This is a genomic window from Vibrio phycocola (assembly GCF_054404255.1).
Map to the genome: position 1 here is coordinate 166487 of NZ_JBTAMQ010000005.1, position 14135 is coordinate 180621.

The following is a 14135-nucleotide window of genomic DNA, read 5'->3' on the forward strand; positions in this document are numbered from 1 at the left end:
ACATTCGGTTATTGATGATTGAGCAATAGGGCCAAAATTCTTTAAACTATAGTAATCTTTAGGTTTGAACTTGAAATTAACAAGTTGCGCCACAATATTAAACCTCAGTTGAATACGTTCAGTACACTTAGTTGAAAGTTCGACATAGTGAAAGGCGAAGTATTGATCATCCATGATCACAAAGAGAGAGATTCCAAGTAAATGATAACTAAGCTACTGACCAAAGTTATAGGTAGCCGCAATGATAGAACACTGCGCAACCTTAAAAAAATTGTTAAGCAAATAAATAGTTTTGAACCAAGTTTTGAAGCGCTCTCAGATGAAGAATTAAAAGCGAAAACTGTAGAGTTTCGTCAGCGTTTAGAACAAGGTGAAGATCTCGATAAATTATTACCAGAAGCGTTTGCTACTGTACGCGAAGCATCTAAGCGTGTATTTGGCATGCGTCATTTCGATGTCCAGCTTATTGGTGGCATGGTTTTGAATTCAGGTAAAATTGCAGAAATGCGAACAGGTGAAGGTAAAACTCTTACCGCAACTCTCGTAGCATATTTAAATGCTTTGCCTGGCAAAGGTGTGCACGTTGTTACTGTCAACGATTACCTTGCTAAACGTGATGCGGAGACGAACCGCCCTCTGTTTGAATTCTTAGGCATGACTGTGGGGGTGAATATTCCAAATATTCCACCACAAGAAAAACAAGCGGCATACCAATCCGATATTCTTTATGGTACTAACAATGAATTTGGCTTCGATTATTTACGCGATAATATGGCGTTACGTAAAGAAGACCGTTTTCAACATGACCGTTTCTTCGCGATTGTGGATGAAGTTGATTCTATCTTAATTGATGAAGCCAGAACTCCTTTGATCATTTCAGGTCCAGCTGAAGATAGCTCTGAACTCTATACCAAGATTAATGTGTTGATTCCAAGTCTAGAATTACAAGATGAAGAGGATTCAGAAGAGTATCGAGGTACGGGGCACTACACGTTAGATGAGAAAGCTAAGCAAGTATATTTAACGGAAACAGGTCAAGAGTTCGTTGAAGAACTGTTGGTGACAAATAAGTTAATGACTGAAGGTGATACGCTATATTCACCTGCGAATATTAGTTTGCTTCATCATGTGAATAACGCGCTTCGTGCTCATGTGCTTTTTGAGCGAAATGTCGATTACATCGTATCTGAGCAAGGTGAGGTTGTTATTGTTGATGAACACACCGGACGTACGATGCAAGGTCGTCGCTGGTCTGATGGTTTGCACCAAGCAGTAGAAGCAAAAGAAGGAGTGAAAATTCAAAATGAGAACCAAACTCTAGCTTCGATAACCTTCCAGAATTATTTCCGTCTATACAATAAACTGTCTGGTATGACAGGAACAGCCGATACTGAAGCGTTTGAATTTCAATCAATTTATGGTTTGGATACGGTTGTTATTCCGACGAATAAACCAATGGTCCGTGATGATATGCCTGATATGGTATATCGTACTGAGCCAGAGAAGTTCGCGGCGATTATTAACGATATTCGTGAACGTGTTGAAAATGGTCAACCAATACTTGTTGGTACGGTATCGATTGAGAAATCTGAACTCCTATCGGATGCTTTGAAAAAAGCGAAAGTCAAACACAACGTATTGAATGCTAAGTTCCATGAAAAAGAGGCTGAAATTGTTGCTAGTGCTGGTACTCCTGGCGCGGTCACGATTGCAACTAACATGGCAGGACGTGGTACCGATATAATGTTGGGCGGCAATTGGCAAATGAAAGTTGCTGAGTTGAATAACCCAACAGATGATCAGATAGCAAAAATTAAAGCTGATTGGCAACAAGTTCATGATCAAGTACTCGCCTCTGGTGGTTTACATATTATTGGTACAGAACGTCATGAGTCTCGTCGTATTGATAACCAGCTTCGTGGTCGTTCTGGTCGTCAGGGTGATGCTGGTTCATCTCGCTTTTACCTTTCTATGGAAGACTCGTTGTTGCGAATCTTTACATCTGATCGCATGGCGAACTTGATTCAGAGTGGTATGGATGAAGGTGAGGCGATTGAAAGTAAGATGCTTTCGCGCTCAATCGAAAAAGCGCAACGTAAAGTAGAAGGAAGAAACTTCGATATTCGTAAGCAACTTCTTGAGTATGATGATGTTGCGAATGATCAGCGTAAAGTGGTTTATGAGCTTCGTGATGAATTGATGGAAGCTGATGATATTATGGACATGCTCAAGCTAAATCGCTTGGATGTGTACAACTCGATCATCGATGAATTTATTCCACCACAGTCTCTAGAAGACATGTGGGATATTACAGGCCTAGAAGAACGACTAAAGAATGACTTTAATCTTGAGTTGCCAATTCAAACTTGGTTAGATGATGATGACAATCTTTATGAAGAAGTGTTGCGTGAACGCATTATTGAAAGTGCAGTAACGGTTTATCAAGAAAAAGAAGATATCGTCGGAGCACAAGTTATTCGTAACTTTGAAAAGTCGGTCATGCTGCAAACGCTTGATACGTTATGGAAGGAGCACTTGGCGGCAATGGATCACCTTCGTCAAGGGATTCATCTACGCGGTTATGCTCAGAAAAACCCTAAGCAGGAGTATAAGCGAGAGTCATTTGAACTGTTTGAAGAATTGCTTGAAACATTAAAGTTTGATGTTATTTCAATTTTGTCGAAAGTGCAGGTTCAAAAACCTGAAGAAGTAGACCGCATGGAAGAGCAGCGTCGTGCCCAAGCAGAGGCGGCAGCACGTATGGCTCAAACTAATCATGCTGCAAGTGAAAATATACTTGATGATAGTGAAGCTCCTGTTACGCCTAAAACAGTGGTGAATGAAGTGAAAAAAGTTGGAAGAAACGATCCATGCCCATGTGGAAGTGGCAAGAAATATAAGCAATGCCACGGTAAAATTTCTTAAATCAGTACTGTCTAATTACTCAAACCGCTTCTATTATAGAGGCGGTTTTTTATGGGCAGTACACTCTTACAGTCCTACTTTACTTAATATGCGAAAATGGTATCGAAATGAAAAGAGTTCATATTGTTGCAGCGATTATACTTAATCCAGATAAGAGCCAGATATTTATAACGAAGCGCCCAGACCACGTTCATAAAGGTGGATTTTGGGAATTTCCCGGTGGCAAGGTTGAAGTTAATGAGTCGGTTGAACAAGCGGTCGTTCGTGAATTGAATGAAGAGATTGGAATTGAGGTTACTCGGCAACATTTGTTCCATCAATTCGATTATGACTATCCAGATAAGTCACTGCACTTTGACTTTATTTGTGTAACTGAGTTCGTCAATGAGCCCTATGGAAGAGAAGGGCAACAGGGTCAATGGGTCAGCGTTAGCACTTTAGCCGATTTTGAATTTCCAGAAGCAAACCGACCGATTGTCGAACAAGTTATCAATCAGTTTTCAGTCTAAGTTTGAGCTAGCCAATGATAGGCTTTATTGGTAGTTTATTGTAACGCAAAAAATGATATCGCCTACAGATGCGAACAAAACAACAACGGAGAATGAATTAATGGTAAGAATTGCAATTGCGGGTGCAGCGGGCCGCATGGGACGTAATCTTGTAAAAGCGACTCACCACAATAAAGACGCGACAGTGGGTGCTGGTTCAGAGCGCTCAGAGTCTTCGTTAATTGGCGTTGATGCTGGTGAATTATGTGGTGAAGGTCGTTTTGATGTTGCCGTTGTCGATGATTTGGAATCGGTGATAAATAACTTCGATGTTATTGTCGATTTTACCGCGCCACAAAATACTTTAGCAAATATCGAGCTGTGTAAAAAACACAATAAAAAGTTAGTGATTGGCACGACTGGTTTTACTGAAGCTGAAAAAAATCAGATTGATGAAGCCGCTAAAGAGATCTCAATTGTAATGGCCCCCAATTATAGTGTTGGGGTTAACCTTGTGTTTAAGTTATTAGAAAAAGCCGCCAAAGTAATGGGTGATTACTGTGATATTGAAATCGTTGAAGCTCATCATCGTCATAAAGTAGATGCGCCATCAGGGACTGCGCTTGGTATGGGAGAAGCAATTGCTGATGCCATGGGAAATAAATTGAGCGATGTTGCCGTGACAGCTCGAGAAGGTATCACCGGTGAACGCAGCCGAGAAGAAATTGGTTTTGCAACCATTCGAGCAGGTGACATTATAGGTGAACACACTGCAATGTTTGCTGATATTGGCGAGCGCGTTGAAATAACTCACAAAGCAACTGATCGTATGACATTTGCCAATGGTGCAATAAAAGCAGCGGTTTGGTTAAACAGTAAACCTGCTGGCTTCTATACTATGAGTGAAGTATTAGATTTAGATCGCCTGTAAGTTCTATTGATTGCGCCAAGTCCTCTTGGCGCATTAGTTTTAGTTCTCTTTTTTTTCATTTATTTTCGGTCAATATTGCTGTTTTTTTCATTATTTAGTTTTATTTATGTTGCTTTGGTGTTTTTTTTATTACGAAGTGAGTAAAACTAGCTATAAACTCTATCTAGGTATCGTTTGCTTGAGTAACTTTTTTAAAAAAACTTAATTTGAGAGTTATCACTCGGATAATTATTCAAATTTAGTCTTATTACTTAGAAATTGATGAGTATTCATATCAATTTTATATGTTATAAACCCTTTCCTTAGTTAATGCGCCAAAAGTGTAATTTAACTCTCCTCTAAACGTTGACACAAATCACAGCAATCTTTAGAATGCATCCAATTTGTCCGAAATAGCTATTTACTCAGTTTTATAGCCTAAAGGAAGGCAAATTTGCAGTTTAATCTCATATTTATGCATTTTTATTCTGGAGGTTGTCTTGAGTAAGTCAGCACTGTTAGTCCTAGAAGATGGGACGGTTTTCCACGGAACGTCCATCGGAGCCGATGGAACATCCGTCGGGGAAGTTGTTTTTAATACCTCAATGACCGGGTATCAAGAAATCCTCACTGATCCTTCCTATTCACAACAGATCGTTACATTAACGTATCCCCACATTGGTAATACTGGGACTAATAGCGAAGATGAAGAGTCCTCTGCTATTCATGCTCAAGGTCTTGTCATTCGTGACTTGCCTCTTATTGCGTCAAACTTTCGCAGTGAACAGAGCTTGTCCGAGTATTTAGAAGCGAGAAATATTGTCGGAATCGCCGATATTGATACGCGTAAGCTTACTCGTATCTTAAGAGAAAAAGGCTCTCAAAACGGCTGTGTAATGGCTGGAGATAACCTGGATGAAGCGCTCGCATTGGCAAAATCGAAAGAGTTTCCTGGTTTAAAAGGAATGGATCTTGCGAAAGTCGTGACAACTAAAGAAGCTTATGACTGGAAACAAGGTTCATGGACGTTAACTGGTGGATTACCTCAGCCAGCAGAAGATAAAGAGTTGCCGTTCCACGTTGTCGCGTATGACTTTGGCGCAAAACGCAACATCTTACGTATGTTGGTTGATCGTGGATGTCGCCTGACTGTTGTGCCAGCACAAACACCAGCAGAAGAAGTATTAGCCTTAAACCCTGATGGTGTCTTCTTATCTAATGGCCCTGGTGATCCAGAACCTTGTACCTATGCTATTGAAGCAACTAAGGTATTCTTAGACAAAGGGTTACCATTGTTTGGTATTTGTTTAGGTCATCAAATTCTTGCTCTAGCATCTGGTGCAAACACCATAAAAATGAAGTTTGGCCATCATGGTGCTAACCACCCAGTTAAAGACTTGGATAGAGACGTTGTGATGATTACTTCTCAAAACCATGGATTCGCAGCTGATGAAGCAACTTTACCTTCAAACTTGAGAGCAACGCATAAATCCCTATTCGATGGTTCACTACAAGGTATTCATCGTACGGACAAACCAGCATTTAGTTTCCAAGGCCACCCTGAAGCAAGTCCTGGACCGCACGATGCGGCACCGTTATTTGATCACTTTATTGAACTTATCAAGCAACATAGCGCTTAATCGGAGTAGTAGATAATGCCAAAACGTACTGACATAAAAAGCATCCTAATCCTAGGTGCTGGTCCTATTGTTATCGGTCAGGCTTGTGAGTTTGACTATTCAGGTGCGCAAGCTTGTAAAGCACTTCGTGAAGAAGGTTATCGAGTTATTCTCGTTAACTCGAATCCAGCAACCATCATGACTGATCCAGAAATGGCGGATGCAACTTATATTGAACCTATTCAATGGGAAGTGGTTCGTCGAATCATTGAAAAAGAACGCCCAGATGCAGTACTCCCGACAATGGGTGGCCAAACGGCATTGAACTGTGCTCTTGAGCTTGATAGCCGCGGTGTGCTTGAAGAGTTTGGCGTTGAAATGATCGGTGCTACTGCTGATGCAATTGATAAGGCAGAAGACCGCTCTCGCTTTGATAAGGCAATGAAGTCTATTGGTTTAGAGTGTCCACGTGCTGATACTGCTAAAACCATGGATGAAGCCTATGCTGTGCTCGAGAAAGTAGGCTTCCCATGTATCATTCGTCCTTCATTCACCATGGGTGGATCAGGTGGCGGTATTGCTTATAACCGTGAGGAATTCGAAACAATCTGTTCTGGTGGTTTAGAGCTTTCTCCAACCAATGAACTTTTAATCGATGAGTCGTTAATCGGTTGGAAAGAATATGAGATGGAAGTGGTTCGTGATAAGAACGACAACTGTATCATCGTATGTTCAATCGAAAACTTTGATCCTATGGGCATTCACACTGGTGATTCAATTACCGTTGCTCCAGCTCAAACGTTAACGGATAAAGAATATCAAGTGATGCGTAATGCGTCATTGGCTGTTCTACGTGAAATCGGTGTTGAAACTGGTGGTTCAAACGTACAGTTTGGTGTTAACCCTGCTGATGGTCGTTTGGTTATCATTGAGATGAACCCTCGTGTCTCTCGTTCTTCAGCATTGGCATCAAAAGCAACTGGATTCCCAATTGCAAAAGTGGCTGCAAAATTAGCGGTTGGTTTCACCCTTGATGAATTGATGAATGATATTACCGGTGGAGCAACACCTGCATCATTCGAGCCAACGATTGACTATGTTGTCACTAAGATTCCTCGCTTTAACTTTGAAAAATTTGCAGGTGCTAACGACCGTTTGACGACGCAAATGAAGTCTGTTGGTGAGGTTATGGCTATTGGTCGTAACCAACAAGAGTCACTGCATAAAGCACTACGTGGTCTTGAAGTAGGAGCGACTGGTTTCGATGAAATGGTCGACTTAAATGACGACGATGCAATTTCTCGTATTCGTAAAGAGCTTAAAGAAGCGGGTGCAGAACGTATTTGGTACGTTGGTGACGCATTCCGTGCTGGCATGAGTGTTGATGATATCTTCCAGCTTACTGAAATAGATCGTTGGTTCTTGGTTCAGATCGAAGACATTATTAAGATTGAACAAGAAATAAAAGCCGGTGGTTTTGCAGGTCTCACTGCGGATGTATTGCGTAAAATTAAGCGCAAAGGTTTTGCGGATGCTCGATTGTCCAAGTTACTTGGTGTAGCTGAATCTGAAATTCGTCGAATTCGCGATCAATTTGATATTCACCCTGTATTTAAGCGTGTGGATACGTGTGCTGCAGAATTCTCTTCGGACACTGCTTACATGTATTCATCATATGATGAAGAGTGTGAATCACAGCCGTCAGATAAAAAGAAAATCATGGTACTTGGTGGTGGTCCTAACCGCATCGGTCAAGGTATTGAGTTCGATTACTGCTGTGTACATGCTTCACTTGCTCTACGTGAAGATGGTTATGAAACTATCATGGTTAACTGTAACCCTGAGACAGTTTCAACAGATTACGATACTTCCGATCGTTTGTACTTTGAACCAGTAACGTTAGAAGACGTATTGGCGATTGCTCGAGTTGAAAAGCCAACGGGTGTTATCGTTCAATATGGTGGTCAAACACCATTGAAATTGGCACGTGCGCTTGAAGCTGCAGGTGTTCCAATCATTGGTACTAGTCCTGATGCTATCGACCGAGCAGAAGACCGTGAACGTTTCCAAAGTGCTGTTGAGCGCTTAGAGTTGAAACAGCCAGAAAATGCTACTGTTACAGCCATGGAGCAGGCAATTGAGAAGTCGAAAGAAATTGGCTTCCCATTAGTTGTTCGTCCATCGTATGTGTTAGGTGGCCGTGCAATGGAAATCGTTTATGACGAGCAAGATTTACGTCGCTACTTCAATGAAGCAGTAAGCGTATCTAATGAATCTCCAGTGCTTCTTGACCGTTTCTTGGACGATGCCGTTGAAGTCGATATTGATGCTATCTGCGATGGTGAGCGTGTTGTGATTGGCGGTATTATGGAGCATATCGAGCAAGCAGGGGTTCATTCTGGTGACTCAGCATGTTCACTGCCACCACATACATTAAGTAAAGAAATGCAAGATGAGATGCGTCAACAAGTTGAGAAACTCGCATTTGAACTTGGCGTTCGTGGCTTGATGAATACCCAATTTGCGGTTAAAGATAACGAAGTTTATCTTATCGAAGTTAACCCACGTGCAGCTCGTACTGTCCCATTTGTATCTAAAGCAACTGGAGCACCTTTGGCGAAGATTGCCGCTCGAGTAATGGCTGGCCAATCATTAGCAGAGCAAGGCTTTACGAAGGAAATTATTCCACCGTACTTCTCTGTAAAAGAAGTGGTTCTTCCATTTAATAAATTCCCTGGCGTTGACCCATTATTGGGGCCAGAAATGCGTTCGACAGGTGAAGTTATGGGCGTAGGTACTACATTTGCTGAGGCCTTCTCTAAAGCAGAGCTTGGTTGTGGAAGTGTCTATCCAGAAGGTGGCCGTGCGTTAATTTCAGTACGTGAAGGCGATCGCCATCGTGTTGCTGATTTAGCGAAGCAACTTGTTGAACTGGGTTATCAACTTGATGCAACTCACGGCACTGCAGTGGTACTTGGTGAAGCGGGAATTAATCCTCGCTTGGTGAACAAAGTTCATGAAGGCCGTCCTCATATTTTGGATCGCATTAAGAACAAAGAATACACCTACATCATTAATACCGCTTCTGGTCGTCAAGCGATTGAGGACTCTAAAGTACTGCGTCGTGGCGCATTGGCTCAAAAAGTCAATTACACCACGACATTAAATGCCGCATTTGCTACTTGTATGGCTCATACCTCTGATCCAAAAGCATCGGTTGTATCTGTTCAAGAAATGCATGCTAAAGTACTGGAAAACGAAGCGTAAGAGTTCTTTTCAGTAAGTTAGACGGTATAAAAAATATTGAGCCCGCTATTCGTAGCGGGCTTTTTTATTATTGAGTTATTGTTGGTGACCAGAGCTCGACTCGAACGATAACGGTATGAAAGTAAAGTTAGTGATTGAAATTGAAGTTAGGTAAGGATAAATGCCAGCGAATGGCACACAAGCGAATTAACAGCGTTGAAATGAGCCCTGCTAAAATAGCGACATGCTGATGAAAGTCTAGCGCCAATGCCGTGGTGTGGAATACTCCGCCAACAATACATGCGGTCGCGTATACTTCACTTCTGAGAACCATAGGTACTTCTCGTGCAAGTATGTCTCGAATAATACCACCACCACAGCCTGTGATTACGCCCATGACGACCGCAACCATATATGAATCTTGATAGGTAAGTGCTTTTTCTACCCCAAGACCAACGAATACTGAAAGCCCTATTGCATCACACACTGGTAGGATCCACCATGGCAAACGCTTAGGCCGACGGACAAAAAACATTGTAAGTATGCAAGTTGTAATGATGACCCAAAGATAGCTAGTATCCGTGATCCAAAATACGGGAGTTGCACCTAAGGCAATATCACGTATGGTCCCACCACCAACCGCCGTAACACTCGCTAGAACGATGACACCGAAAGGGTCCATACGCAATCGGCCAGCAAGGAGAACACCTGAGATGGCAAATATAGCCGTTCCAAATAAATCGATTATATAAAGTAGCATGGTGATTCCGCTTCTTTAGAAGCCTAAAGGGAAATAATAACGAGGCCGCATTGTACAAAAAAGTTATGCTAAGTGTTAGTGGCTTTCACGTACTACGTCTAAGTACTCACACACCTGAGTAATGGCGTTTAACGTTCGTGGCGTTGGACGGTTAATCCAATCCGCATTGAGCATCCAGATATGTTGGTTTTTAACAGCGGGTATTGTGCTCCAATCAAACCACATGTCCCCATTTTCCATTGCATGACGAGAGGTAAAAATGGCGTCTGGTTTTCCTAGTACCACTTGTTCGATACCGACTTGAGGGTAGGGAGCAGAGCTTGTTTCGAAAATATTAACACCGCCGCAAAAACGAAATACTTCGCTGGGCCAGTTATCTTGCGCCACCGTAATGATCGGCTTTTCACTCAATTGATAAAAGTAATTTACTTTCGGTTTGTGTTGATACTCTTGTTTAAGTAACAGCAGTTGATCGCGAAACTTTTGAGCATTGCGTTGACCAATCGATGGATCATCAGCGTATTGACTGAGTTTATCGATACTATCGGCGATGGAGTCGATGGTGGTTACTTGAGATTTATAGACTTCCACCCCTAGCTTTTCGAGCTTTTCGAGTTCTCTCATTGGGTTGCCTGCGGGCCATGAGATAACGAGGTCGGGATTGAGAGCAAGAATACGCTCTAACTTGATACCTTGATAACTGGCGACTTTTTCTAGATTATGTGCCTCTTCTGGGTAATCACTGTGCGCGCTTACCGCTATAATTTTATCCCCTAATCCCGCAGAAAATGCTAACTCGGTAGCATGAGGGGCAAGGGTAATAATACGTTGATATTGGTTAGCAACGGCTGATTGAGTTGCAAATAGAGTTAAAATAAAGATGAGTTTATGCATGAGGTACCAAACAGATGAGAGCTATAATGATACTTTGTATTGCCAACCAATAAAGTGTTCTTTGGTTAAGCAGTTTCATTACCTGTGAAATATGAATTGCTGATGGGGCAATTCGTCCGCCTAGTTTGGCTCGAACCATTTTTTTATTTTGGTAAATTGCGGGCCCGCCCATTGCTAGTTGCAATTTGTGACCAACAATAGCGAGTAGCCACCCTTGATTAGGAGAAGGCCAACCTAGCGTTTGAGTTTTTGCTTGTTGCAGTATCGTTTTACTGTTCTTACCTAGAAGAGTCAATACTAAAAATAAGCGCAAAGGTAGCCATTCTAGCACCAAGACCAAGCGAGTAGATGCTAAACCAAAGGGGCGAAACTCCGTTCTAGAAGGTGACCAAGCACGATGTAGTTCACACGCAAGGCGGTAAATGAATGCACCGATTCCACCACTTACTCCAAACCAAAATAGTACGCTAATCACTTGTCGACTATGACCCGAAAGCAATGTTTCACAGGTCGCTTTTCCTAACCCAACAATTGAAAGTGTTGTTACTTGACGGTTCAGTAAAGGGGATAACTCTAATCGAGCATTGTCTTTATCTTCTTGGCTAAGAAACTGACCTATTTTGTTAGCGAGCTGAAGTTGATGACGCCAGTCTAGAGCTAATAATAGCAATGCAAATTCAAAGTAGTGGGGCTCCCAAGCAAGGGTCTTTATTGCTAAAAGTAAGACAAACGCAGGAAAGAGCATTAGCCCACAAGCCAGGGTCCCAGAGATCAAATCTTGTTGATAACTACGGTGCAAATTAACTTTAGAAGCGAGCAACTGGGCAAATTGATACCATACCCTTGCAGGGTGAGCAGCATAAGGGATAGGGAGAGCTAGATTCGCAAGCACCGCCGCCCACATAACAATTAGTGGACTAAACGTGGTAAGGATGTCGATCAGTTGTTCGCTCATTTATCCCTCGTGATAGATTGATTATTTTAATAGCGAAATCATTTTTAGCACCATCTCTGATGAGCTTTGAGCGGCGAGGGGTAAAAATTCATCGAATGACATCGGGGATTCTTTGTCAGCGACATCCGAGATAGCGCGAACAACAACAAATGGAACGTTAAATTGATGACAAGTCTGAGCGATGGCGGAGGCTTCCATTTCAACGGCTATCGCATTCGGGAAGTTTTGGCGAATAAAAGCTTGTTTATCGGGCGTACAAACAAAGACATCTCCGGTGCAAATTAGTCCTTTAACTGCGTGACGGTCTTCTGTCTGCTTAACAGCCTGCTCAGCTACGCTTATGAGTTTTTCGTCTGCCATAAAAGCGGCTGGCTGTCCGGCCATTTGTCCAATCTCATAGCCAAATGCGGTCACATCAGCATCGTGATGACGAACTTCAGATGAAATGACAACATCTCCCATAGTAAGAGACGATGCAAATCCACCGGCGGAACCCGTATTAATAATGACATCAGGTTGGTAGTTATCAATCAATAGCGTAGTACCAAGCGCCGCAGAAACCTTTCCAATTCCAGATTGCAGTAGTACAACATCAACACCATCTATTTGACCGGAAAAGTAGTTTGCACCTGCTTTCGTTGTTTCCGAAAGGTTCTCCATGGCTGACTTTAGAATTGCGACTTCTTGTTCCATTGCGCCGATAATACCGATCTTCATAATGTTCTCTTTGTGTTTAATTTGAGCGTATTGTTAGAGGAAGTTTAGCACGGAAATTTGTTAGTGGACTACTCTCGGCGCTATTTTGAATTTTGAGAAAGGAGATTGGGTCAATTAGAGTGGATATAAAGCCTAAAGGGCGGTTACTTGTTGATAAATTGAATATTATTTAGCCTTGGGTACTAGGCACCCAAGGCTAATTTTATGGTTAGATTTGGAGGTAATCTAAGATACCATCCGCGGCTTTTCGTCCTTCATCGATAGCAGTGACAACAAGATCGGATCCTCTTACTGCGTCACCTCCAGCAAAGATTTTTTCATTGCTCGTTTGAAATGGGAACTCTTGAGTGAGCGGAGCAGAGATACGTCCCCATTGGTCACATTTCACACCAAAAGGCTCAAGCCAGGGCATCGCGTGAGGTTGAAAACCAAATGCCATAATAACCGCATCGGCTTCAAGAATATGTTCGCTACCTTTTACTGGCTCAGGACGACGACGACCAGCTTCATCTGGTTCACCTAACGCTGTTTTGACAACTTTAACGCCAACGACCTTGTTGTGAGCATCAACTTCAATGCCTAAAGGTTGAAGGTTAAACATAAAATTCACGCCTTCTTCTTTTGCATTTTTCACTTCACGGCGAGAACCCGGCATGTTCGCTTCATCACGGCGATAAGCACAAATAACGTTCGATGCACCTTGACGGATTGATGTACGGACGCAGTCCATTGCCGTATCACCACCACCAAGCACAACCACTTTTTTATCTGCCATATCAATAAAAGGTTCTTGAGTATCAAGATCCATAACTCGATAGGTGTTTGAAACCAAGAATGGCAACGCATCATATACCCCAGATGCGTCTTCATTTTCCAAACCTGCACGCATATTTTTGTACGTGCCAACGCCCAAGAAAACGGCATCATAAGAGTCAATCAAGGCTTGAAGTTCGATATCTTTACCGACTTCTATACCTAACTTGAACTCTACGCCCATTTCTTCGAATATGCGACGGCGGTTGGTCATCACGTCTTTTTCAAGTTTAAATGATGGTATCCCAAATGTAAGCAGTCCACCGATCTCAGGGTAACGATCATAGACCACAGGACGAACGCCATTGCGAACTAAGACATCTGCTGCCGCGAGTCCTGCTGGGCCTGCTCCAATAATTGCGACTTTCTTATCAGTGAAAGTCACATGAGACATATCGGGTTTCCAGCCCATCTTAAATGCTTTATCGGTAATGTACTTTTCAACATTTCCGATGGTGACAGCTCCAAAATCATCATTTAGGGTACAAGAGCCTTCACACAAGCGATCTTGCGGACAGACTCGGCCACAGACCTCAGGCAGGCTGTTGGTTTGATGAGAAAGCTCTGCTGCTTCAATAATTCGTCCCTCATTGGCCAGTTTCAGCCACTGAGGAATATAGTTATGAACTGGACATTTCCATTCACAATAAGGGTTACCGCAATCTAAACATCGATCGGCCTGTGCAGATGCCTGTTGTTTAGTAAAGGGCTCGTAAATTTCAACAAATTCAATTTTTCGAATCGTTAGCGGTTTTTTAGCCGGATCCACGCGACTCACATCAATAAATTGGTATACATTCTGGCTCAT

The 14135-nt window shown here is 42.4% G+C and carries 10 protein-coding genes; 5 read left to right on the top strand and 5 right to left on the bottom strand.

The features are described from left to right. Positions 1-201 precede the first annotated feature (201 nt). From secA to carB, 5 genes are all read left to right on the top strand, one after another. Complete coding sequence (gene secA / locus ACXJY6_RS09480) at positions 202-2925, top strand: preprotein translocase subunit SecA (protein ID WP_458768174.1); 2724 nt, start codon at positions 202-204, stop codon at positions 2923-2925. A 107-nt stretch (positions 2926-3032) separates the two neighbouring features. After that, positions 3033-3434: an 8-oxo-dGTP diphosphatase MutT gene (mutT, locus tag ACXJY6_RS09485; protein WP_458768175.1), complete on the top strand. Its 402-nt coding sequence runs from the start codon at positions 3033-3035 to the stop codon at positions 3432-3434. 100 nt (positions 3435-3534) lie between these two features. After that, positions 3535-4344, top strand: a complete 810-nt coding sequence (gene dapB, locus ACXJY6_RS09490) for a 4-hydroxy-tetrahydrodipicolinate reductase (RefSeq protein ID WP_458768176.1) — start codon at positions 3535-3537, stop codon at positions 4342-4344. Between the two features lie 479 nt (positions 4345-4823). Next, positions 4824-5963, top strand: coding sequence for a glutamine-hydrolyzing carbamoyl-phosphate synthase small subunit (gene carA, locus ACXJY6_RS09495; protein ID WP_456050593.1), 1140 nt, complete (start codon positions 4824-4826; stop codon positions 5961-5963). A gap of 15 nt (positions 5964-5978) precedes the next feature. Continuing rightward, positions 5979-9209, top strand: coding sequence for a carbamoyl-phosphate synthase large subunit (gene carB / locus ACXJY6_RS09500; protein WP_456050594.1), 3231 nt, complete (start codon positions 5979-5981; stop codon positions 9207-9209). 127 nt (positions 9210-9336) lie between these two features. Here the strand turns inward: carB and ACXJY6_RS09505 are convergent, their stop codons facing one another. The 5 genes from ACXJY6_RS09505 to ACXJY6_RS09525 form a co-directional block, all read right to left on the bottom strand. Then, a complete protein-coding gene (locus ACXJY6_RS09505) occupies positions 9337-9948 on the bottom strand; it encodes a TRIC cation channel family protein (RefSeq protein WP_458768177.1) in 612 nt (203 codons plus the stop codon). A 75-nt stretch (positions 9949-10023) separates the two neighbouring features. After that, positions 10024-10842 carry a vitamin B12 ABC transporter substrate-binding protein BtuF gene (gene btuF, locus ACXJY6_RS09510; protein WP_458768178.1) on the bottom strand — a complete coding sequence of 273 codons (819 nt, stop codon included), beginning with the start codon at positions 10840-10842 and terminating at the stop codon, positions 10024-10026. Then, positions 10835-11797: a cobalamin biosynthesis family protein gene (locus ACXJY6_RS09515; protein ID WP_458768179.1), complete on the bottom strand. Its 963-nt coding sequence runs from the start codon at positions 11795-11797 to the stop codon at positions 10835-10837. The genes btuF and ACXJY6_RS09515 overlap by 8 nt, the downstream gene beginning before the upstream one ends. A 21-nt stretch (positions 11798-11818) precedes the next feature. Further along, positions 11819-12514: a 5'-methylthioadenosine/S-adenosylhomocysteine nucleosidase gene (gene mtnN, locus ACXJY6_RS09520; protein ID WP_458768180.1), complete on the bottom strand. Its 696-nt coding sequence runs from the start codon at positions 12512-12514 to the stop codon at positions 11819-11821. A 208-nt stretch (positions 12515-12722) separates the two neighbouring features. Continuing rightward, positions 12723-14135: a glutamate synthase small subunit GltD family protein gene (locus ACXJY6_RS09525; RefSeq protein WP_456050599.1), complete on the bottom strand. Its 1413-nt coding sequence runs from the start codon at positions 14133-14135 to the stop codon at positions 12723-12725.